Origin of the sequence: Agarivorans aestuarii (assembly GCF_019670125.1) — a bacterium.
GTDB classification, from domain to species: Bacteria; Pseudomonadota; Gammaproteobacteria; order Enterobacterales; family Celerinatantimonadaceae; genus Agarivorans; species Agarivorans aestuarii.
The window spans coordinates 2,494,697-2,518,073 of record NZ_AP023033.1 but is presented as its reverse complement, the minus strand read 5'-3'; the positions used below and the strand labels follow the sequence as shown (position 1 = coordinate 2,518,073).

Below are 23,377 nucleotides of genomic sequence, written 5' to 3'. Positions count from 1 at the left end.
TTCCCTTATAGAAGTTTGTTAAGCTGGGGCAAACTCAACGAGGGAACAGTCGATGCAATTACACATTACCAACGGCGATAGCGTGGGAGAGATGCTTAAGCAATCAAGTATTGTCCAAGGTGAGATACTGTGTTGGCGAGACGTATTGCATGACGGGCCAATTGTAGCTGCAGAAGGGCAAGCTTATCTAAAAGCTCGAGCTAGTTTCATTCATGAAACAATAAGTTTGCCCAGCCCTTTGCCTGCAATGGATATTAGTGAACAGCAGATCTTGGATGATTTTGTTCAGCGCCAAGCTGTTTTAGATAAGCTAAGCCAATATAAAGAGATTGTGTTGTGGTTTGAACACGATCTCTACGATCAATTGCAGTTGGCTGAATGTTTATTTCATTTAGCCAAACATCCCGAACTTACCAAGCAATTTCGAATAATTTGTATTGGTGAGCATCCCGAGCTTGACTATTTCCATGGCCTAGGAAACCTTTCGATTAGCCAACTAGAGGCTTTATACCCGCAACGCAAAAGGCTTAGTATTGAGCAACTCGACTTAGGCAAAACCGTGTGGCAGGCCATCGCGGCTAATACACCAGAACAACTCAATCAGCTACTTTCCAAACCTTTAACTGCACTACCATTTATGGCGAATGCTTTAATGCGTTTTGCTCAGGAGTACCCTTGGCTAGGTAAGGGGCTAAGCCTTACGCAATTGCACATTCTTGAGTCTTTGGCTAAACCAATGCAAGAGTTGCCTATTTTGCAGAGTAATCTTCGTCAGCAAGCTAAATATCAGGATGAAGAAGAGTTCGTTGCGGATCAGCGTTATCAACAAATTATGGGAAACTCTGAGATAAAACTAGGGCGACTGTTTGTAAACTTGCAAACCTTAGAAGATGCGCCTTTTCTTGGGGATGCGTGGTTAAGCAAAGAGCTTTACTGTTTGTCTCAGTTAACTCCTCCTTGTGTAAAAATTGACAACAAGGATGACAAACACTGGAGCATGGATGCTAGTTACACTATCACCGATGCTGGGCTTAAGGCGCTTGAGGGCGCAATAGTAAAAGAGCTTTCTTCTCAGTTAGGTTTTTGGCGAGGTGGAGTTAACATTAGCCAAGATAATTACTGGTGCTGGGACCTCAAGCAAGGCCAGATAGTGATGCAGCAATAGCTAGGTAAAGAGCGGCAATAAAAAACCACGCTTAGCGTGGTTTTTATAGTGTTACTTACAGTTGCTGTTTAAGCTTTCGCCATCAATCGGTTCGGCATATCGGTCAAAACAGCGAGGCAGAGGCCAGGTTGGTTTGCTTACTACCAAACCTTGCTGAGGATCGCAGCTTTCACCGTCTTCAGCTAAGCACCAAGAGTTAGGCTCTGGAGTGGCAGCTTTGTTTTGCTGATGACGGTATTTAGAAACCGCTTGATAAACCACTCGTCGGGCTTTATTTAAACTGCTTATCGGCTCCCAGCCCTCCACTGCGCGCCAAGGGTTCATAGAGATGTTTTCACAAAACTGTTGCTGCTGTTCGCTGTACAAATGTTGCGGTGGAATATTAATGGTGGCAATGGTGATAAACGGTGAGGCCTTTTCTGACCAAATCGCTGTTGCGTCATCTACCGGCATGTAATAGCCCGGAAGCTTTTCTTGCACCATAAATTCAAAACAAGCACCACCATTTGCCAACTGAGTCTCTAGTTGGGTACTTAAGTAGTCGGGGTTTGATTTATCAACGTTTTTAGGAAAAGTCATTCCAGCACAAGGCTTGGTGGAAAACTTAATGGTGTTATGACCTAAGCGGTAAGGCAGCATTGAAAAATATTGCGCTTCTAGAGGCGTATCAATAACTGAGGATACAGTTTGAATCGCCCGGTAGAACTGTTTCGGGTGCAGCCTCGGTGGGAATAAACTAATGAACCACTTGGTACGCTGAAATTTAGCCAGATAGGTCATGTCGTCTGCGTAATCGAATATATTGCGATTAAAGAAGGCGGGGGTATTGGTCATAATAAAATCTTGGTTATGACTTTCGCCTAACTCTGGCGCTATGGCTTTACCTGGCACATTCATCACTTTAACCGCCATGCCTCGAGCATCACCCTTGCTATCAGCCTGTACCAACATGTCACCGTTTGAGAAACGGATCCACGCTTGGTACTGGTGATTATCTTGAGCAAACAATCCAGCTTTAAAGCGCTCAGGTATACCGGGGTTTACCGAAAAGGTAGCGCGAGCACAGCCGGTTGCTTTGGCGTGTGCATCACGGCGATAGGGTAAACCATTATATTGTTCAGCACGCTTGGAAATTTCTCGAGCTGAGTTTATCGCCGACATAATCGCTTCTTGCTCGGGCTTAGTGATGCCCATTTCCTTATACAAGTCGTTGGCATTAGCGGCGTTTATGCTTAAACCAAACAAGCAAGCGACTAAAGGTGATTTAATCAGTACGTTTTTCATCTTAGTGCACCTTTGCTGGATTACGTTTAGCGGTATCAAAGCTATCTAAACAGGCTTGCTGCTCAGAGCCAAACTGCGGCGCTTGAGTATATTGAGACCAATCCAACGGGTCGCCGCCAAGTTTTTTAGTAAACTCTGGATTGCCCATTACTTTTAGGTACTCGAGCAGGGCTGCGCGTTCTTCTACACTGAGTAAACGGCCAATTCGACCCGGCATATCTACATCGGTAAATAGGTGACCTTGGTTACCATTACCTTTAATGCTGGTGTCGTGTTTAAAGCTGCCAGGGCGCTGCTCGGTAATAAAACCTAAGCGCTCTGGATTGTACTCACGGTTACCAACATAAAACTGTTTAGGACGTTCACGTAGTGGCGACAGCAGCGCATACAAGTTTGGTACAGAACCATTGTGTAAAAATGGCGGTGTCGCCCAAACGCCATGCAGTGGACGTGGTTTATAAGCGCGCATATTGGCGATTCTAAAAGGTACATTTAAACCATCGTAATCAGCGATTAAGGCTTTGTCGATATTGTTATCTTGATAAAGCTTAGGCACCAAACGGTTTAGCAGAATTTGCAAACCATCACCTGCGTTTACTGGGGCTGAGCCTGGGATAATTTTACTACCGTCGTAACGGTGATCCATAAAGTTGTCTGCTGCGGTTGGGTCGGTGCCAATCACCGAGGTTTTAACCCAAGGCATTGCCCAAATCACTTCGCGCCAATCTTCACGTACCGCTTGTTGACCCACAAAGCTGATGTCGCCATCCATATCCCATTGCCAGTTAACATCAATTTGATTGTCTGGGTTTTCACCAGCTTTACTGGCTACTTTCCATTGATAAGGTTTAACTTGATGTGGACCATGACAGGCTTGGCATTGGTCTAGGAATAAATCTTTACCTTGGGTAGCAAGTGGTAAGTTTATCTCACCTAAAATTGCTTCTGGCCAACGAGGGGGCTCCAGCGAGCGCAAAGTGCCTTCAACACAATGCATGCCAGCTAAGTCGATGACTGACTCGCCAAACTCCTCAGTTGTTAATAATTTACCGTCTTCATTCACTAACTTAATTGGCGCAAGTACTCCCAAGCTTTCACCTACATTTCGAGCCATTGCTTGGTTAGTAAACCCGGTATATTGCACCCAGTCGAAACGCCAAATATCCCACAGGAAGGGATAACTTACCGGTGCATCGGCAACGCGGTAGTTAGCTGGCTCGTCAAGATCGTATCCAAATACTACATTGGCGATACGGCCAACTGCATCGGTACGGCCTCGGCCCTCTTCAACAGGATAGTATTTGGGCGCACCCGCACCGGATACAAACTGCTTAATATTGCCTAGAAAGCCCCAAATCTGTTTGCGCAGTTCTTTACGTTTAGCAGGATCTTGACCTGCTACGCGGTCAGCAAATCGGCTCCACTTACTTGGATTCACCAAGGTGGCGACTACTGAGGCTGCCAACGTAGTAATGAACTCGCCACGTTTTGCGTTAGATATACTTTGTACCGCTTGGCCGCCATCAATGCGCAGTGCATTGCCTTGGTAGTGAAGCTCGCCGGTGTGACACATTGCACAAGTTAAATCTAAGCGTTCTTTACCCGACTTAGGGTTAATGTGTCGGCCCAAACCTACTGGCAGATTGCCAGGATTTAAGGTGCTAGCTTGCTGGCCTGGGGTTACGATAAAACCCCAGCCGCGCATGTTGTCGGGGCTAGTTAATAAATCTTTAGAAAGTGGTAGTTCGAGATTAATAAACCAGTCGTATTCTAAGCCAAGCAGCTCGGTACCTTGAGGCGTGAAATAAAAGCGCTCGCGCTGTTCGTCTGTCCAGCCCTTATTGAGGTAGTGGACTTGATTGACGGTTTCGATGGTTAAGTTTGGCTTAAGGAAGGATTTTAAGCCTAGATAGCCGGCGGTGAGCAGGGCTATTCCAAGGAAGGAGTAACGTAACCAACGAGGACCTAGTGCTAACCAAACTTGCCAAACTGCTTTGATTAAACCCCATATCCAATTAAGCAAACGGCTAGTCGCTTTAATCAGTAGTTTAAATGGCAGCAAGACGAGTTTTAAGACGAGCAAAAGTAGCCCAGAGAGGAGCTGTTTTAGCATAGTTTCAAATCCATTTGTAAGAATGCAATCGGCCTGCGTGTTGCAGGCCGTTAATGTTGTTTAAATGTTATAGGCATTTAAAGAGAATTGCACTTAACTATTACTAAAACAAAGAGATAGCTCTAGTAACCGCACATTTACACTTAGCAATCGTTTAACATTCGATAATGTTTACTGCTAAGCCACCGCGGGCGGTTTCTTTATATTTACTTTTCATATCGCAGCCTGTTTCCCACATGGTTTTGATTGCCTTGTCTAAGGATACTTTATGCTCACCACTGCCTCTAAGCGCTAGTCGCGCGGCGTTAATCGCCTTGAGTGCGCCCATGGCATTGCGCTCAATGCAGGGGACTTGAACTAAACCACCGATAGGATCGCAAGTTAAGCCAAGGTTGTGTTCAATGCCAATTTCAGCGGCGTTCTCAATTTGCTCAGGATTGCCACCAAATACCGCAACCAAACCCGCAGCAGCCATAGAACAGGCTACGCCTACCTCTCCTTGGCAGCCTACTTCGGCGCCAGAAATTGACGCGTTGGTTTTATATAAAGAACCAATTGCAGTAGCGGTGAGAAAGAATTGATTAATTGAATCTTGGTCAAGCGCCTGCACGTGGTGATGGTAGTAGTGCAATACAGCTGGAATAATTCCGGCTGCGCCGTTAGTTGGCGCGGTTACTACACGACCACCGCCGGCATTTTCTTCGCTAACGGCAAGTGCATACAGGTTTACCCAATCCATAACATTTAGTGGGTCAGAGCTGAGGTTACTTTGGGAAGATAACTGTCGCTTCAAAGTAGGCGCGCGCCTAGCCAGTTTTAAGCCGCCGGGTAAAATACCTTCTTCACTTATGCCACGGCTTACACAGGCTTGCATTGTCTGCCAAATTTGTTGGGTGTATTGGCTAATAGTGCGAGTAGAACAATGCACTTGTTCATTGGCCGACACCACAGCGGCAATACTTTTTCCACTTTCTTTACAGCGCTGTAATAAGCTTTCGGCGTTTTCAAAGGGGTAGGGGTAATTGTGGCTTACTGTTTCGTTAGTTTGGCCGTCTTCAATAATGTAACCGCCGCCAATTGAGTAATAAGTGGCAGAGATACACTTGCCGTTATCTAAATGTGCATGGAAGCTTAAAGCGTTACTATGAACTGGCAGTTGTTTGCGACGATGAAATACAATGGCACCAGTCTTTGGGAAGTTAACGGTTTTTTTTGCCAGTAAAGCCAGCTCTTGAGTTTGCTCTACTTTTAGCAGCATTTGATCAACGCTATCAACGTCTACCGACTCGGGCGACTCTCCCAACAAGCCCAGTATCACAGCCTTTCCGGTGCCGTGGCCTTTACCCGTAGCGCCCAGAGAACCGAATAATTCCACTTTAATATGATCAACCCGATTGAGCTCAGCATTGTTGTCTAAACGCTCGGCAAAAAGCTTAGCTGCTTTCATCGGTCCTACGGTGTGAGAGCTGGAAGGCCCGATACCTATTGAGAATAGGTCAAATATACTTACCATTTTTATTCCTAGCTAAAGCGTGAAAGCCACTAAGTTGTTAATTCTGAGATTATAAGTATATTTAGTTATCTGCAACAATGAGAAGCGAAATCACGCAATATTTTAGCGGTGGCTCCCCATATTACATGTTTTTCTACTTCTATAAAGTAGACTTCTTCGAGTTTTCCTCTGCGTTTGAACTGATAAGCATGGTAATTATCTAGCTGCAAAAAAGGCAGCAGTGGCAATACCATCACTTGGGCAACTTCATCATAGTTGAGTTTAAATGACAGCGAGTCGCTGGTGGTAGCGATAAACGGCCGTACCGAAAAGTTACTTACCGTAGTTTGCTTGGGTAATTGCCCATGTATGGTAAAAACGCTGGGGTGAATGCCAATTTCTTCATAAGTTTCTCTTAAAGCTGTATGGCTTAGGTCAATATCTTCTGGGTCATGTTTACCGCCGGGTAAGCTAATTTGAGATGGGTGATGACGCAGATGAGCACTGCGTTGGGTGAGCACAATTTGTTCTGCTTCACCGGGCTTTGCGATGATTGGCAGTAGCACAGCAGCGGCATGTTTTGCGGTGCGAGGTGAGTCATGTTTAGCGAGTTGCAGGAGAAAGCGTTGCAAGTAATGCGTGGTTTCTTTGTTGGGCAAACTTTTCCTCCTACGAAGTATTATTCAAGAACAGGTAAAATGCGGCTGAGTTTGTCAAAAGTTTCTTGGTATTCTGCAGCTACTTTGGAATCTGTGACCACACCGCCACCTGCCCAGCTGTAAATTTTTTGATCTTCACAAACAAGGGTGCGAATGGTGATGTTGGTATCCATATCGCCGTTACTCGAGATATAGCCTATAGCTCCACAATAAGCGCTGCGACGGCTCTCTTCAAGCTCTTCAATAATTTGCATTGCTCGTATTTTGGGGGCGCCAGTGATTGAGCCTCCTGGGAAACACGCTGCCAACAGTTGCTCAGCAGAATATTGCGGAGCTAAGCTTGCTCGAATTGTGCTCACCAAGTGGTGTACGGCTGGGAAAGACTCGATAGCAAATAACTTAGGCACCTCAACCGTGCCCGGACTGGCTACTCTGCCAATGTCATTGCGCAGCAAGTCTACAATCATCAAGTTTTCGGCTTGGTCTTTTTCAGCCTTAAGTAGCTCGTTAGCTAATTGCTGATCTATGTGTTCATCGCTGCTTCTTGGGCGAGTGCCTTTAATCGGCTTAGTTTCAATCTCACCTTGCTTAAGGCTAATGAAACGCTCCGGTGATACGCTAAGTATACAGCTGCTTGGTAAGCGCATAAAAGCAGAAAAGGGGGCTTGGTTTGCTGCGATCAAACGCTGATAAGCCTCGGCTTCGTTACCCTGATAGCTTGCCTCAAAGCGTTGAGCGAGATTGATTTGATAGCAATCTCCGCTGAGCAAGTATTCTTGAACTTGCTTAAACTTCTCAGTGTAGCTTGCTTGGCTCATGTTACTTTGCCATTCACTGGTAAGTTTAAACGCTTCGATTTGTTGAGTGCTTTGTATAGTCAGCCAAAGCACTCGTTGTTCTAATTGTTCTAGCCCAGCTGCTTCTTCGCCTATCTGATGCCATTGAATAAGCGTTGTCTGCTTGCTGTGGTGGTCATAAATTAGCGCCCAGTCGTAAAAGCCTACTGCCATATCTGGGGTGTTTAAATCCCTACTTAATTCTTCGGGCAATACTTCAAGGCTTCTGCCTAAGTCGTAAGACCACAGGCCCAGCGCGCCACCTTCAAAGGGAAAGTGTGAAGTGTTGCCTTGAGCGTTTGGGAAAAGTTGTGCGCGCAGTGACTCGAGTAATTCAAAAGGTGCCTGTTGGCTGTGGTAATGTTCTTCGCCCACGGTTACATCTGCCGTTTGCTCGCTGTAACTAACAGTGGCAATGGGATCGGCGACTAAAATATCAAACTGGTTATTCTCGTGAGAGTCGGCAGCCGATTGTAAAAAACAACACCAGTCTTGCTGTGCTAGTCGCTCGAAGAGTTGTACTGGAGAAATAGAAAAAGTTTTACTAACAATCATATAGGTAGTTTTGCGTGACCATTCACTATTCAGAATTGAAGATGTAGATAAATTGTAAAAACTTAGCTTTAGGTTATAGCAGGCTTTGTGACGCAAGGGTATCATAGGCGCTGAAGGATAACGACAACAACCCTAACAGCCGATTAAACAGCCACTATAAAAGCTGTTGATAATTAAAGGCAATAATAAGGAAACGTGGAGACTTTATGACCATCATCCGTAAACAGGACTTTATTGACAGTGTCGCAGAATCGCTGCAATTCATTTCTTACTACCATCCCATCGATTTTGTTACTGCAATGGCCGAAGCCTACGAAAAAGAGCAAAGCATTGCAGCCAAAGATGCCATCGCCCAAATCTTAATTAACTCTCGCATGTGTGCCCAAGGTTTGCGTCCTATCTGTCAGGATACCGGCATTATCACTGCGTTTGTAAAAGTAGGGATGAATGTTCAATGGGACAGTGATCTCACGGTTCAAGAAATGGTCGATGAAGGGGTTCGTCGCGCTTATACCAATCCAGATAACCCTTTACGTGCTTCTATTGTTGCCGACCCAAATGGTGCGCGTAAAAATACTAAAGATAATACGCCTGCGGTTGTTCATATTGACCTAGTGGCTGGTGACAAAGTAGAAATCATGGTTGCTGCTAAAGGCGGCGGCAGTGAAAACAAATCGAAGATGGTGATGCTTAACCCATCAGACTCTGTAGCCGAGTGGGTATTAAAAACCTTGCCTACCATGGGTGCTGGTTGGTGCCCACCAGGAATGGTTGGCATTGGTATTGGCGGCACCGCCGAAAAAGCTGCAGTAATGGCCAAAGAATCGCTAATGGATCCGGTTGATATTCAAGACCTCATAGCTAAAGGCGCAGAAAATTCCGACGAAGAACTACGTTTAGAGTTGATGGACGGCATTAATAAACTAGGCATAGGCGCTCAAGGTTTAGGTGGCCTAACAACGGTACTTGATGTAAAAGTTAAGTCTTGCCCAACCCATGCTGCGTCTAAACCAGTAGTGATGATCCCGAACTGTGCGGCAACCCGCCACGCACACTTCCATTTAGATGGTAGTGGCCCTGCAGTGCTTACCCCACCAAAATTAGAAGACTGGCCAGAGATTACCTGGGATGTTGGCGATAATGTTCGCCGTGTAGATGTAAACAAGGTGACCAAAGAAGAAGTAGCCACCTGGAAAATGGGTGAAACGGTATTGCTTAACGGCAAAATCCTTACTGGTCGTGATGCTGCGCACAAGCGTATTAAAGAATACTTGGAGCAAGGCAAAGCATTCCCTAATGGCGTCGATTTTAATGGCCGCTTTATTTACTACGTAGGTCCGGTAGATGCGGTACGAGATGAAGCAGTTGGTCCAGCGGGGCCCACAACGTCTACTCGTATGGACAAGTTCACAGACATGATGCTCGAAGAAACGGGTTTGATGGGCATGATTGGTAAAGCGGAACGTGGCCCTGCAACGGTGGATTCTATTGCCAAACATCAGTCGGTTTATTTAATGGCGGTAGGCGGTGCTGCTTACTTAGTATCTAAAGCGATTAAGAATGCCAAAGTAGTGGCTTTCGAAGATTTAGGTATGGAAGCTATCTATGAGTTTGAAGTAGAGGATATGCCGGTTACTGTAGCAGTTGATGCCGACGGTAACTCTGCTCACCAGCAGGGACCAGCAATTTGGAAGGCTAAAATTGAAGAACTAGATGCAAAACTAAGCAAGTAATATATTTGGTTTTGCTAAGGGTCTGTTGATTTATCGCTGCAATAATCAGCTCGAAAGATCAACAGACCTTAATGAAAGCGGCTTAGGCCGCTTTTTTTTGTGCCATTTTTTTGTTTAACAGGTAATCGGCAGAAAATGGGCCCGCTCCCCAAATCACATTAATTAGTATCATTAAACCCCATAGCTGGTGGTCGTAAAAACCACCGGGCCAAAGCACTGGGTAAGACACTACAGCGATGATATTAAACAAGAACAACTTCAAAGCAAAAATACGGGTAAACAAGCCAAGTACCAGAAATACCGGCAAAATTAGCTCGGCTGCAGTTCCTAGATAGGCTGCTAACTCCCAAGGCAAAATTGGCACTTGGTACTCAAGTTCAAATAGATAAAGCGTTGAATCCCAGCTGGTAAGTTTTAAATAACCTGAGCGGAAAAATACAATGGCTACCCATATTCGAGTAAACGTGAGTAATAGAGGGATAAGCAGAAACTGCATCATCTCTACGGCTTTTAGGTAGATATTATAAAGTGGCATCATGGAATTCTCCTCTCTCTGATGCAAAACTAAAATGGGATAAACGTTGTAATTGAATAGATTCGCCAAGGAGGGATTCTAATTCAGCCAAACAGTGTTGAGGCAGCTCACCTAATGGACGTAATTGATGGCAATGATTCAGAAATGCATGACTAAGCGGGGATATTTGCTCTAGCTGAACTTCAAAATCAGCTTGCTTAGTAAATAGTACAAAATCTTGTTCATCTAACTCGATCGCTTCAACTTGGTTTGCTTGAACCATTTGGTAGATAGAAAAAACCGGGTATTGGCTGGCTAACAAAGACTGATGTGAGGCCAAATGCAGTACTACATCACCCAGTTGCTCTGGAGGTATCGATTGTAGAGTTTCTACAGTGAAATAGTGGCTTGGCATGGCTTGACCAGCGGTTTGTTCAATTTGCCAATCTAGCTGAGCGATATCTGCCAAATAAGGCAGTTGAGCTAAGGCATCTTGTTGCTGCACAAATTGATTAAAGCCATGACCAAACAAGTTAAGATCACCTTGATTATGACCATGCTGCAAAATGAAACTTCTGGCGGCAAACTTAAAATAGTCTTCACCTACCAACTTCTGCACAGTGGGGTAAGTGGCGCTTAAGGCCTCGCTTAAGCTTATTAGGTAATTGTTTTGGTAGATTTGCATTGACTCGTCAGGGCTAAGCGCGTTGCTGGCCAAACGTGCTTCCACATTCGTATTCGTTTGATCTAACGAGTCTGAGAACTCCTGTTGCAATTGTTTAAGCACAGCTCACCTCGCTTGTTTCTAAGTCGATGTGTTTGGCTTGCAAGACTTCTTCTACCAGCACGTCTAAGCTAGGAAAGTCACTGTCCCATTCAATAAGAGTGGGGATGTTGTTGGCATAATACTGTTGGAATTTTCTATACAACTGCCAAACTGGCTCGCTCACCTTTTGGTTGTGGCTGTCAATTAGCACCGTTTTATTGTCGAGTTGCTTCTCGGTATAACCGGCTAAGTGGATTTCTTTTACAGCATCCAAATTTAGTGTCTCTAAGTATTCTTGGTTATCCCAACCTAGGTTATGTCCGCTGACATAAACATTGTTAATGTCTAACAGCAAACCGCAGCCAGTGGCTTCAACTAATCGGTTCAAAAACTCTGGCTCATGAATGTGGCTTTCATGATAGGCCAAATACGCCGAAGGATTTTCGATAAGCAGTTGTCGCTCCAAAAAATCTTGTGCTTGGTTAACGTGTTCGATAAAAACTTTTAAGCATTCTTCAGTGTAAGGTAAGGGCAGTAGGTCGTTGTAAAAGCGGCCGTTAATGCTGCTCCAACTTAAATGCTCAGAGACGATAAAAGGATTAACATCATCAATTAATGCTTTTAGTTTCTCTAAATGTGTTTTGCTTAATGCATCAAAGGACCCTAGCGACAAACCAACCCCGTGCACACTAATTGGGCTGTGCTCAGCGATTTGTTTAAGTAGATGATAATCGTATGAGTGTGGGTTGAAGTAGTTCTCAGCGTGTATCTCTAGCCAATCCAATTGCTGGTGTTTGTTTAGCAACTGTTCTGCATAAGCTGAGCGCAAACCAAGCCCGTATTGTTTTTTTGTCATAGTGGTGTTCGTTTAAGCGAGGGAGTAGGGAGGCTGCCGAACCAAGTTTAGCTGGTTCGGCAGTTACAAATTAGCTAGATTGTTTGCTACCACCAGCTAGTTTGTCACATAAGCCTTTTGGTAATACAATAAAAGCGTCTGATTGGTTGTCAGCTGTCGCTGTGCCGGCACATGAGCTATTTTTGGTAGCACAGTCATTCTTGCCCGCTTTGGCTACGCCGTAACATTTCTCTTTACCTGCAGCAACAGCTGGAGTGGCGGTAAGAGTACCCAATGCGATTAAACCAGTTACTGCTGTAGCGATTGCAATGTTTGAACCTTTCATAATATTTCCTTTATCAAATTGTGTCGTGTTAAGTACAACTTGTTCACTTAGTTGTAGCTAAGGAAACCGCATTACTAAAGAAAAAATTTCGCAAGTTGTGAAAAAATATCAACAATAGAGCAAAGGTTTTTACAATTTTATATTAAGTGGCTTTTTGTTAGTGCTAGGCATGGCGCGGCTTCAGCCTTGATTTTGTTAGCTTTAAAAAAGTTGTTTATTTTTTTGATTTTTTTAGTGAAGTTGTATGTTGGCGAAATGTAAATGCTTGCTCGAACAAGTGAGGCTTAATGTGTTTTAAGAAAATGCTGGTACTTTTTTGCTGTTTAGAGCAATGGGATTACCACTAGGCGTTTTAAACAGTGCTAAAAAAGTAGAGTAATAGCTGAACTGGGAAACTTGTTCTTTGAAAACTTGTCTAGAAAGGACTTGTTACAATTACGTGCTTTTTCATACTAATTGGTTAATCATATTAATACATTGTTTAAACAGGTTTAATTTATGAAACAAGTTATCTTGGCTAGTGCCTTGACACTATTGGCTAGCGCCTGCACAACAGTTTTTGAAGAAGAGCAAACTCAGCGCAAAGAACAACAATATCGCGATACCATTATTGTGAGTGCAGAGCCTGGATTTACAGTGTTTAAACAACAAACAGTTTGCGGTCATCCGCTATTAGAAGAATCCTTGCGAAACCCACAACGCTCAGATGTGCAAGCTTATGATGCGTTTCATAAAGCCTTTGAAAAAAAGTTTGAAGACTTAGGTATTCACTACTTATCTCAAGCCGACGATAGCTGCGATTACTGGATGGCCTTTGCTTTGCCCACCAGTCAAAAATTGAGTGATGACCAATTGATGACCTTGTTTGGGGTATCGCCTGGCTTGGCTGATGACGGCAACCAAGACTTTCAACGTGCCACCTTAATGATGAGTTTGTATACCGCGCAGTCTAATTACAAAATGTGGCAAGTAAGCCTGCAAGCCTTTGCCCAAGTAGAAACTGATGAAATGGGGCGCCGCCAAATAGCCATTAAGCCAGAAGGGGTAGAGTACGCAGTGAATCGCGTATTTGCTTATTTGAATGTGAAAGACGCGTCGTAAATCGCAGGCAAAAAAAAGCCCAGCTACAGGGGGCGCTGGGCGTTCAATTTAAGTATTTAATTGCAGTGGCATAGATTAAGACCCGGCGATTTCGAGAAAGTTTCAAAAATCTTCTTTTTTTTCTTAAAAAAATCCGAGTTCAGTTCTCGTTTTTAGTTTCACCCGCAAATTATGCCTAGCGAATGATTGACATCTGAAGGCCTTAAACGTAGATTTTAAACAGGTGTTTTATTTTTAAGGTGTCATAGTGAGACAAGGAACTAAAAGTAAGATCCTCGATGCAGCTGAACGTTTATTCGCTGAACGAGGATTTGCCGATACCTCGTTGAGGTTAATTACTTCTCATGCTGAGGTTAATCTTGCCTCGGTAAATTACCACTTTGGTTCCAAGAAGGAACTTATCCAAGCTGTTCTTATGCGCTACCTAGAGCAGTTCATGCCTTTAGTAGACAAAGCGATGTTGGAACACATCGAAGGCGACACACCGCCTAACCTCGACCAAGTGTTCTCTTCGTTTATTGACCCTTTGCTTGAAATGAACCAAGTGAAGAAACACGGTACTGCGATGTTCCTACTATTATTAGGACGAGGATATACCGATAGTCAAGGGCACCTGCGTAAATTTATTACTCATCACTTTGGAGAGGTGCTCAGCCGTTTTCAAGATGCGGTGAGATTGGCTTATCCCGAGTTATCAGACAGCGATATATTTTGGCGCTTGCACTTCACCTTAGGAACAGTGGTGTTCACCATGGCATCTAGCACTGCTCTTAAAGATATTGCCAGTGCCGACTTTAATGAAGATTTAAATACCGAAGGATTGATCAGAAAAGTGATCCCCTATTTGGCAGCCGGTGTGGGTGCGCCAACTTAAACAATAAAAACTATAAAGTACGTGAAATAAGGAATTGACCATGACTATTTTGTTGATGTTAGTGACCGCGGCGGTGGTGCTGTTATGCATACCCGATACGCGCAAAAAGCTGGTAACGCGACCTGCTTTTAGAGTGTTTAAGAAAATTCTTCCGCCCCTGTCTCAAACCGAGAAAGAGGCAATGGAAGCTGGTTCAGTTTGGTGGGACGGTGAGCTATTTGGTGGTAAGCCAGATTGGAATAAACTTCACAGTTACCCAAAAGCTACCTTAAGCGAAGACGAGCAAGCCTTTATGGATGTTCAAGTTGCTACGCTATTAGACATGCTTGATGATTTTGATATTGTGCAAAATCAACGTGACCTTCCTAAACAAGTATGGGATTACTTAAAAGCAGAAGGCTTTTTTGCACTTATTATCCCTAAAGCCTATGGCGGTAGAGAATTCTCGGCCATCGCTAACTCCACCATTGTAAGTACTATTGCAACCCGCAGCTTATCTGCAGCGGTAACTGTGATGGTTCCGAACTCTTTAGGGCCAGGTGAGCTACTGCTTCACTATGGTACCCAAGAGCAAAAAGATCACTGGTTACCAGGCTTGGCAGACGGTACACATGTGCCATGTTTTGCCTTAACTGGCCCAGAAGCGGGTTCAGATGCTGGTGCTATTCCAGATAAAGGCATTATTTGTAAAGGTGAGTTTAACGGCGAAGAAGTGGTTGGTATTCGCTTAAACTGGAACAAACGCTACATTACCTTAGCTCCTGTAGCTACGGTATTGGGTTTAGCCTTTAAGCTTTACGATCCAGAAGGTTTGCTGGGCGAGCAAGAAGAATTAGGCATTACTTGTGCCCTAATCCCAACAGACCATCCAGGTGTGCGCACTGGCGATCGCCACTTCCCGCTTGGTTTAGCCTTTATGAATGGTCCAACCTTTGGTGAAGATGTATTTATTCCTCTAGATTGGATTATTGGTGGTGCTGATTACGCAGGTAAAGGCTGGCGTATGTTAGTTGAGTGTTTATCAGCTGGTCGAGGTATTTCATTGCCAGCTCTAGGCACCGCTGTGGGCCATATGAGCTCGCGTACAACCAGCGCATATGCATACGTTCGTAAGCAATTTGGCTTATCAATTGGTCGTTTTGAAGGGGTCGAAGAGGCGCTTGCTCGAATAGGTGGCATGACTTACCAGCTAGAAGCGGCTCGTCGTTTAACTGCAGGCGCTTTAGATTTAGACCAAAGCCCAGCCATCGTTACAGCTATTGCAAAATACCATATGACGGAAATGGCGCGTACGGTGTTAGATGACGCCATGGATATTCACTCTGGTCGAGCAATTCAGCTTGGTGCCATGAACTATCTAGGCCACGCCTACAACGGCGTACCAGTAGCTATTACGGTAGAAGGGGCAAATATTCTAACCCGTAACCTGATGATCTTTGGTCAAGGCGCAACTCGTTGTCACCCATATGTACTCAAAGAGCTACAAGCAGCAGCCAACCCAGACGAAGAGGCAGGTTTAGCCGAATTTGATAGCTTACTAATTAAGCATATTGGTTTTGGCGTAGGTAACTTTGCGGGCAGTTTGTTCCAAGGTTTAACTGGTGCGGCGTTTAACTCTAGCCCAGTATCTGGTGACACTGCAGTTTACTATCGTCAGTTAACCCGCATGAGCCGTGGATTAGCTCTTTGTGCCGATATGTCGATGCTAATTCTAGGTGGTGATCTTAAACGTAAAGAGCGTATCTCAGCGCGTTTAGGTGATGTGTTAAGTAATCTTTACTTAGCTTCTGCCACCTTGAAGCACTATGAAGACCAAGGCCGACCAGCTGAAGACTTACCCTTTGTTAAATGGGCGGTAGAGCGTAACCTGCATGAAATCGGTATTGCCTTTGAAGGCTTCTTCCAAAACTTCTCAAACCGCGTTGTTGCCCGTGTGCTAAAAACCGTAGTGTTCCCATTTGGAAACCGCTTTAAGTTAGCAGAAGATAAAGTAAGTCATCAGATTTGTGAAACCATGATGACGCCAGGAGCTGCACGCGAACGCTTAAGCCACTTGTGTGTAACCACTGGCGGCGAAGGTGACGCAGTAGCGATTATTGAGCAAGCATTCTTAGCTATGTATAAGGTTCGTCCATTAGAGCGCAAAATTGCTAAGGCGCAAAAAGCAGGCCAGTTACCGCGTAAAGTTGCCTTAGATGGGATTGTAGACCTAGCTCTAGCGCAAGACATTCTTTCTAAAGAAGAAGCAAGTAACTTGCTAGAAGCAGATAAGTTGCGTTACCAAGCTATTCAAGTTGACCACTTTGAACCTGGGGTATTAGAAGCAAAAAATGCTCCAATAGAATCTGAAGTGAACGTCGCTTAGTCACTCACTTACTTAGTAAAAAGGATGCTTAAGGCATCCTTTTTTATTGCCCGTTATTGGCCCTAAGTTAGATGCTACACACCTAGAAATAGCGATAGTGCAACACTAGAGTTTTGTTGGTGGACTGAAGAAGGGGTAAATAATAGTGGGAGAGTGCAATAAAAAAGCCAGCGTTCGCTGGCTTTGAAGATTGTTGTTACAGTGCCTTATCGGTACGCGAGTCTTTAAGGCTTTGTTTAACTTTACGTAGATTCTCGCGGAACTTCTCGCCTCGGCGTAGGGTAAAGCCGGTAGCTAGTACGTCAATCAATGCCATTTGTGCAATTCGAGAGGCCATTGGCATATATACGTCGGTATCCTCTGGCACGTCCATCGACAATACTAAGTTACATTCCTTAGCTAGCGGAGAGTCTTTACTGGTAATACCAATCACCGTTGAATCGTTTTGTTGAGCTAGCACTGCAATATCAATCATTGCTTTAGTGCGGCCGGTATGTGAAATCAAAATGATCACATCTTCTTCGGTAGCCACAATACAACTCATGCGCATCATTACTACATCGTCAAAGTAACTCACTGGCACATTAAAGCGGAAGAACTTGTTTAAGGCATCTTGAGCAACCGAAGCTGAAGCACCTAAACCAAAGAAAGAGATTTTCTTGGCTTGGGTCAATAAATCTACAGCGCGGTTTACCGCATTAGGGTCTAAACTGTTTTTTGCTGCTTCTAAGCTCGCCATAGAGGATTCAAAAATCTTAGAAGTATAGGCTTCTGGGCCATCTTCTTCGTCAACATGGCGGTTAACGTAGGGCGTGCCGTTGGCTAAGCTTTGCGCTAAGTGTAATTTAAAGTCTGGGAAACCTTTGGTGTCTAAGCGCCGACAAAAGCGGTTTACTGTCGGTTCACTTACGTCAGCCAGTTTTGCTAATGCAGCAATACTTGAATGAATCGCCGTTTGAGGGGAGGCGATAATAACCTCAGCAACCTTACGTTCTGATTTGCTGAAGTTTTCTAAATTTTTAGTTATTTTTTCAAGCGTATTCATAATATCCGTTATTTTTAGCGCATTTGTTATGTCGACGTTGTCAAATGTAATATTTTTTCAACAAAATTATATGTCATACAATTACACAGACACTTTAGTAAAACAAGCTGAATTATGTGCAATCATAGACCAGGGAGGGATTTTATAGTTTGAGCTAGGTCTAATATCTTTGAAAATGAGTAAGCAATTAGTAATTTACTAACGAAATTCTAGAACAAAAGCGGTAAAATTCGACGACATAAATATAGTACAGCCATCTTAATCACAGTTTGTTAGGATGCGTAATAATATTTTTCTATTTTTTGAACTTGGTATGAAGGAAAACAAAATGGCCGGTTTTGGTTTAATCGCCGACGTAGGTGGTACAAATATTCGTTTAGCTCTAGTTGAACTTAAAACAGGTGAAATAGGGCGTTTAAAAAAGTATTTATGTGCTGACTACCCAAGCATCGCTGATGTTATTTCCCTGTACCTAAAAGAACAACAAGAAACTGTAACCCAAGCTTGTGTCGCCATTGCATGTCCTACTGATAAAGATTGGATCGCAATGACCAATCACAGCTGGGCATTCTCTAAGAAAGAAGTACAAGAACAATTAGGCTTCGAAGGTTTCCATGTAATTAACGATTATACTGGCATCGCGATGTCTATCCCAACGTTGACCGACGAGCAAAAGATTCAAGTTGGCGGTGGCGAAGCTAAAACAGGCGCGCCAATTGCGGTATACGGCCCAGGAACTGGTTTAGGTGTCGCTCACTTAATCCATCACGACAGCGAGTATGTATGTATTCCGGGCGAGGGCGGCCATGTAGAGTTTGCCGCTAACGACGAAAAAGAAGCCCATGTATTGGCCTTCTTACAAAAACGTTTAGGTCATGTGTCGGCAGAGCGTTTGTTGTCAGGCCCTGGCTTAGTAAACATTTACGAAGGCTTAATGGACATGCACGGTAAAACCGCAGAAAGCTTTGAACCTTCAGATGTAACGTCTCGTGGACTTGACGGCAGCTGCCCAGTTTGTGTTGAAGCAATGGAAGTATTTTGCCGTGCTTTAGGCTCGTTTGGTGGTAACCTAGCGCTTAACATGTCTACCTTTGGCGGCGTATATATTGCCGGTGGCATCATTACTCGCTTTATGGATTTCTTCAATAACAGTGATTTCCGCAAGCGTTTTGAAGATAAAGGTCGCTTTGTAGATTTTGTGGCTAAAGTGCCTGTTTACATCATTACTGAAGAACAACCAGGCTTGCAGGGTGCGGCTGCTTACTTACGTCAAAGTAACGGCTACCGTATCTAGGTCTAATAGCTGTTTAATGAAAAAGAAGCTTCGGCTTCTTTTTTTGTTTGAGTCAGCAAAAATTGTTTAAGAACTCGGCAGTTGCCAGTATTTGGCTAAAAAGTTATTGACCCAAACATAAGTGATCCGTAATCTAGCGCCTCATTATTGCTAAGCGCAATAAATCAAAAAAAGGTGACGTGTCCGAGTGGCTGAAGGAGCACGCCTGGAAAGTGTGTAAGGGGCAACCCTTCGAGAGTTCGAATCTCTCCGTCACCGCCATCTTCAAGTTCAAAGACGTCCAAGGGCGTCTTTTTTCTTTTCTGAAATAAATTACCAACATTACTTGCCTTGCTTATATTGGTTATTTCAATCTGTAACCCCTTTGCTGCCCGCTTAACTTAAGGCCGCAGAGTAAGCAGACAGCGCCTTAGAAAGTTCATGATGGATTCGATCCATCAATGGTGAGTAACGCTGTCAAATCCTCTTGATTAATATGCCTGCATCGCAACAGGGCGATATCAACTAGAGGTAGGTATGTTTCAATTATTAATTCAATTTGGACAGCAAGTTTGCGTATCTGCAACACTTGCTTGTTTAAGTAAAAACACGGGAGGTGCGCTATGAGCATCGCCCAACAATTAATCCAAAGCTCTCCGTATATTGCTTTGTTCATCACTTTGGCACTTGGCTATTTGATAGGTAAGATCACCATTGGTCGGTTTGTACTAGGCGGCGTCGCCGGTACCTTATTAATGGGTGTAGTCGTTGGTCAACTTGGTGTTGATATTGACCCTGGTGTTAAAAGCATTTTCTTTGCATTGTTTATTTATGCTGTTGGTTTTCAAGGTGGTCCTCAGTTCTTTGGCGCGTTAAACCGCAAAACCGTTAACGTTATTTTGTCAGCCGTTGTTATGACAAGCGTTGGTTTATTTGTGGTGTTAGGTGCTGCTTGGATGTTTGATCTTGACCGCGGAACTGCAGCTGGTTTAGCAGCTGGTGGTTTAACCCAATCTGCCATTATTGGTACCGCTGGCGATGCCATTGGCAAATTAGGTGGTATTACTGAAGAAGCCAAAGCCTTAATGCAAACTAACGTGGCTGTAGGTTATGCGGTAACTTATATCTTTGGTTCGCTTGGTCCAATTTTGATGGTGACATGGATTATCCCAACACTGATGAAGTGGGACATTCGTAAAGAAGCTATTGAACTTGCCGAGAAACAAAACGATGGTAAAACCGAGTTATCTGATGGTGAATTTAACGCAATTACAGCCTTAGACTCACGTGCTTATCGTATCGATGGTAATAGCGCGCTATTACATAAAACCATCGCCCAAGCTAACGATAGCTTGATTGATACAGCAATCGAGTTAGTGCAACGCGAAGGTGAGGCGCTAGCTTCAAATGAGGTCACTTTTAGAGAGAATGATGTAGTAGTAGTGACAGGTCGACGCTCTGCAGTTAAGCAACAGGCAAGCTTGTTAGGTGAAGAAATTGATATTCCTAGTTCGGTAGAATTAGTTGAAGAAAATCGCCAACTTATTGCTACTAACTCTAAGCTAATCGGTAAAACTCTTGGACAAATAAAACAACTAGCGCAAAAGTCGTTAACTCGTGGCGTATACATCACTGATGTAAATCGTGGCGGAACTAGCTTAGCGGTCAATGCTGATCTAGTCATTAAAAAACACGATATTGTGCAAATTACCGGTAAAGCGGCAGACTTAAACCGTGTTGCAAATAATATTGGCCAACGTTTAGGTTCAGCTTATGTGACAGACTTTGTATTGTTTGGTCTTGGTATGGTTGTTGGTTTACTTATTGGTTTAATCAACTTCAAAATTGCTGGGATTCCCGTAACTATTGGTTCTGGCGCAGGCTGTTTGATTTCGGGTCTAATGGTTGGCTGGTTACGCAGTAAAAACCCTAAAGTTGCTTCCTTCCCAATGGGTGCATCAAACTTTATTCGCGACTTTGGTTTGGCAGTGTTCGTGGGCATTGTTGGCCTACAGGCTGGTCCTCAAGCAATTGACGCCATCCGTGAGCACGGCTTAACCTTACTTATGCTAGGTGTAGGTGTTACCTTAATTCCGCAAATTGTGGCTTTCTTCTTCTCTTATTATGTATTGCGAGTAAGAAACCCTATTGAGGCGCTAGGTGCTATAGCCGGTGGTAGAAGTGCTAACCCAGCATTTGCCGCCTTGTTAGAAAAAGCAGGCAACGCGACTCCAGTATTCTCGTTCACGGTTACCTACGCAATTGCAAACGTATTGCTTACATTGTGGGGCCCAATCATCATCGGGATAATTACTACTAACGTTGGCTAATAAGCTAACGCTAATTAAAGGGGCTCACTCATGTTTGCCTCTTTGATGCGGCAAGTAGACTGCCCTTAATAAATAACCCAGCAGCAAGTTTCTCACGGAGCTTGCTGCTTTTGCGTTTTAGCCGCTAATCATTATGCAGTGCTTGCATTGGCGGTTAGTTTTTTGGGCTGAAAACAATGCTTGTGTGATTCTAATATAAAGTTACCAGCGACTAACCAGGTGCGGTTTAGCGCCTAATAGCCAAGCACTTATCCAGAAGGCGTTCGTCTTTCCCCTTTTGTTTTAAATGCTAATTTAATCAATGTTTTAGCTATCTAATGTTTAAGCTTATTTAGAGCTTACAGACTAGAATAAACCTAGTTTTGTAGTGTTGATGGACCTGATCCTTCATAGGCGATTAACTCGATTTTTCTCTGTTACTTAATATACCTCCATCGCCAAGGCAGTTGCCTAGCGGACGAAAAGTAAACACTTAATCAGAAGGTATATAAAACATGTTAAACATCGATTTCTCTCAATTTGCAGACTTAAGCCCATTTGAATTAAAAGACAAATTGATCGATCTTGCTAACACCGTTCCAGATCGTGCATTGCTAGATGCAGGCCGTGGTAACCCAAACTTTTTAGCAACTCTTCCACGTAAAGCATTTTTGCGTTTAGGTGACTTCTCTGTAGAAGAAGCAGAGCGTAACTACGCTTACCTAGATGGGGGTTTTGGTGGCATTCCAAATGGAGAAGGCATTGTTGAGCGTTTTGATACCTTTGCAAAACAATATGGTGATAAAGAGGGCGTTCAGTTTATTCAAAAAGCACTAAGCTACGCTAAAGATCGCTTAGGCATTGAAAAACACGATTTTCTTAACGAGCTAGTATTGGCGTTCTTGGGTTGTAACTACCCAGTACCTTCTCGCATGCTAAGAAACATTGAAAAAGTAGTTAAGCAATACATTGGCGAAGAAATGTACGGCGCGATGCCAATGACCACCAACTTTGATTTGTTTGCCACAGAAGGTGGTACTGCATCAATGACTTACACCTTCGCCACAATGTTTAATAATGGTTTATTGAAAAAAGGTGACAAAGTTGCGCTTATCACACCTATTTTCACCCCTTACTTAGAGATTCCAGAGCTTGCTGAATACGAACTTGAAATTGTTGAGCTACGCCTAGATGAAACTACCTGGCAGCTTCCTGAGTCTGAGATTAACAAGTTAGCCGATACCGACATTAAATTGCTTTGTGTAGTTAACCCAGCTAACCCTGCATCAGTTAAAATGTCTGATGAAACGCTAACCTTGCTATCTAACTTTGTTAATAGCCAACGTAAAGATCTGTTTATTATTACAGATGACGTATACGGCACATTTGCTGATGACTTTGTATCGTTATTCGCAACACTGCCTTACAACACCTTGTGTGTATACTCATTCTCTAAATACTTTGGTGCAACTGGCTGGCGCTTAGGCACTATCGGTATTCACGAATCAAATGTATTTGACGATGCGATGCGCGCACTACCAGAGCAGCACCAACTCGCTCTAGATGATCGTTACAAAACGCTAACGCCCACTCCACGTGATATTAAATTTATTGACCGTATCGTAGCTGACAGCCGTGCAGTAGCTCTTAACCACACTGCAGGTTTAGCCTTGCCTCAACAAGTACAGATGGCGCTATTTTCATTAACTTGTTTAATGGATATGGAAGACAACTACAAAGCGGCTTGTAAGCGCATTATCCGCGAGCGTTACCAAACTTTATACGGCGCAATGGGTGTAGCTGTTGAAGAAGATAAAGACCGTGTTGATTACTACACATTGCTAGAGCTAGACACTATTGGTGGCAAGCTTTATGGCGACGAATTTGTTCGCTGGTTTAAAGAAAGTGGTAAAGGCCAATACTTCCTCTTCCGTTTAGCCCAGTCTACCGGAGTAATTTTACTTCCAGGTAAAGGCTTCGACACTGTGCACGCTTCTGTACGTGTTTCATTGGCTAACCTAACTCATCATGAGTACGAGTTAATTGGTCGTGAAACTCGCAAAGTACTAGACGAGCATTACGCTGAATTTAAAGCGCAATAAGCCCTGCTAA

At 43.8% G+C, this 23,377-nt stretch carries 18 protein-coding genes and 1 tRNA gene; 9 read left to right on the top strand and 10 right to left on the bottom strand.

All coding sequences use genetic code 11. The annotated features are described in order from the left end of the window. Positions 1-52: 52 nt before the first annotated feature. Complete coding sequence (locus tag K5609_RS11780; RefSeq protein ID WP_221073823.1) at positions 53-1,165, top strand: DUF1835 domain-containing protein; 1,113 nt, start codon at positions 53-55, stop codon at positions 1,163-1,165. A 51-nt stretch (positions 1,166-1,216) separates the two neighbouring features. Here the strand turns inward: K5609_RS11780 and K5609_RS11775 are convergent, their stop codons facing one another. The 5 genes from K5609_RS11775 to pabB form a co-directional block, all read right to left on the bottom strand. Then, on the bottom strand, positions 1,217-2,449 hold the full coding sequence (locus tag K5609_RS11775) for a catalase (protein WP_221073822.1): 1,233 nt from the start codon (positions 2,447-2,449) through the stop codon (positions 1,217-1,219). A 1-nt stretch (position 2,450) separates the two neighbouring features. Continuing rightward, positions 2,451-4,562, bottom strand: coding sequence for a di-heme-cytochrome C peroxidase (locus tag K5609_RS11770; protein WP_246611842.1), 2,112 nt, complete (start codon positions 4,560-4,562; stop codon positions 2,451-2,453). A 154-nt stretch (positions 4,563-4,716) separates the two neighbouring features. Further along, a complete protein-coding gene (locus K5609_RS11765; RefSeq protein ID WP_221073821.1) occupies positions 4,717-6,075 on the bottom strand; it encodes an L-serine ammonia-lyase in 1,359 nt (452 codons plus the stop codon). 65 nt (positions 6,076-6,140) lie between these two features. Further along, positions 6,141-6,713: a CoA pyrophosphatase gene (locus K5609_RS11760; RefSeq protein WP_221073820.1), complete on the bottom strand. Its 573-nt coding sequence runs from the start codon at positions 6,711-6,713 to the stop codon at positions 6,141-6,143. A gap of 20 nt (positions 6,714-6,733) precedes the next feature. Then, entirely contained in the window at positions 6,734-8,104 is a 1,371-nt protein-coding gene (gene pabB, locus K5609_RS11755; RefSeq protein ID WP_221073819.1) for an aminodeoxychorismate synthase component I, read from the bottom strand. A gap of 206 nt (positions 8,105-8,310) precedes the next feature. Here pabB and K5609_RS11750 point away from each other — a divergent pair, with 206 nt between their 5' ends. Continuing rightward, positions 8,311-9,837 carry a fumarate hydratase gene (locus K5609_RS11750; RefSeq protein ID WP_221073818.1) on the top strand — a complete coding sequence of 509 codons (1,527 nt, stop codon included), beginning with the start codon at positions 8,311-8,313 and terminating at the stop codon, positions 9,835-9,837. Between the two features lie 82 nt (positions 9,838-9,919). Here K5609_RS11750 and K5609_RS11745 read toward each other — a convergent pair whose 3' ends face one another. The 4 genes from K5609_RS11745 to K5609_RS11730 form a co-directional block, all read right to left on the bottom strand. Then, complete coding sequence (locus tag K5609_RS11745; RefSeq protein WP_152780827.1) at positions 9,920-10,375, bottom strand: DoxX family protein; 456 nt, start codon at positions 10,373-10,375, stop codon at positions 9,920-9,922. Next, entirely contained in the window at positions 10,359-11,138 is a 780-nt protein-coding gene (locus K5609_RS11740; RefSeq protein WP_221073817.1) for an HvfC/BufC N-terminal domain-containing protein, read from the bottom strand. Before K5609_RS11740 ends, K5609_RS11745 begins: the two co-directional genes overlap by 17 nt. Continuing rightward, complete coding sequence (gene bufB, locus K5609_RS11735) at positions 11,131-11,973, bottom strand: MNIO family bufferin maturase (protein WP_221073816.1); 843 nt, start codon at positions 11,971-11,973, stop codon at positions 11,131-11,133. The genes K5609_RS11740 and bufB overlap by 8 nt, the downstream gene beginning before the upstream one ends. Before the next feature lie 70 nt (positions 11,974-12,043). Beyond that, entirely contained in the window at positions 12,044-12,298 is a 255-nt protein-coding gene (locus K5609_RS11730; RefSeq protein WP_221073815.1) for a BufA1 family periplasmic bufferin-type metallophore, read from the bottom strand. A gap of 498 nt (positions 12,299-12,796) precedes the next feature. Here K5609_RS11730 and K5609_RS11725 point away from each other — a divergent pair, with 498 nt between their 5' ends. The 3 genes from K5609_RS11725 (at position 12,797) to K5609_RS11715 (ending at position 16,638) form a co-directional block, all read left to right on the top strand. Beyond that, positions 12,797-13,399, top strand: a complete 603-nt coding sequence (locus K5609_RS11725) for a hypothetical protein (RefSeq protein ID WP_221073814.1) — start codon at positions 12,797-12,799, stop codon at positions 13,397-13,399. A gap of 247 nt (positions 13,400-13,646) precedes the next feature. Next, positions 13,647-14,273 carry a TetR family transcriptional repressor PsrA gene (gene psrA / locus K5609_RS11720; protein WP_205472823.1) on the top strand — a complete coding sequence of 209 codons (627 nt, stop codon included), beginning with the start codon at positions 13,647-13,649 and terminating at the stop codon, positions 14,271-14,273. Positions 14,274-14,313: 40 nt separating this feature from the next. Continuing rightward, the gene (locus K5609_RS11715; RefSeq protein WP_221073813.1) at positions 14,314-16,638 is read left to right on the top strand and encodes an acyl-CoA dehydrogenase; all 2,325 of its coding nucleotides are present in this window, start codon (positions 14,314-14,316) and stop codon (positions 16,636-16,638) included. Between the two features lie 196 nt (positions 16,639-16,834). Here the strand turns inward: K5609_RS11715 and K5609_RS11710 are convergent, their stop codons facing one another. After that, entirely contained in the window at positions 16,835-17,683 is an 849-nt protein-coding gene (locus K5609_RS11710; protein WP_221073812.1) for a MurR/RpiR family transcriptional regulator, read from the bottom strand. A gap of 328 nt (positions 17,684-18,011) precedes the next feature. Here K5609_RS11710 and K5609_RS11705 point away from each other — a divergent pair, with 328 nt between their 5' ends. The 4 genes from K5609_RS11705 (at position 18,012) to K5609_RS11690 (ending at position 23,367) form a co-directional block, all read left to right on the top strand. After that, positions 18,012-18,977, top strand: a complete 966-nt coding sequence (locus K5609_RS11705) for a glucokinase (protein WP_221073811.1) — start codon at positions 18,012-18,014, stop codon at positions 18,975-18,977. Positions 18,978-19,150: 173 nt separating this feature from the next. Continuing rightward, positions 19,151-19,238 (top strand) — tRNA-Ser (locus tag K5609_RS11700). A 341-nt stretch (positions 19,239-19,579) separates the two neighbouring features. Continuing rightward, on the top strand, positions 19,580-21,286 hold the full coding sequence (aspT, locus tag K5609_RS11695) for an aspartate-alanine antiporter (protein WP_221073810.1): 1,707 nt from the start codon (positions 19,580-19,582) through the stop codon (positions 21,284-21,286). A gap of 494 nt (positions 21,287-21,780) precedes the next feature. Then, positions 21,781-23,367: a bifunctional aspartate transaminase/aspartate 4-decarboxylase gene (locus K5609_RS11690; RefSeq protein ID WP_221073809.1), complete on the top strand. Its 1,587-nt coding sequence runs from the start codon at positions 21,781-21,783 to the stop codon at positions 23,365-23,367. The last annotated feature ends 10 nt before the right edge of the window (positions 23,368-23,377 follow it).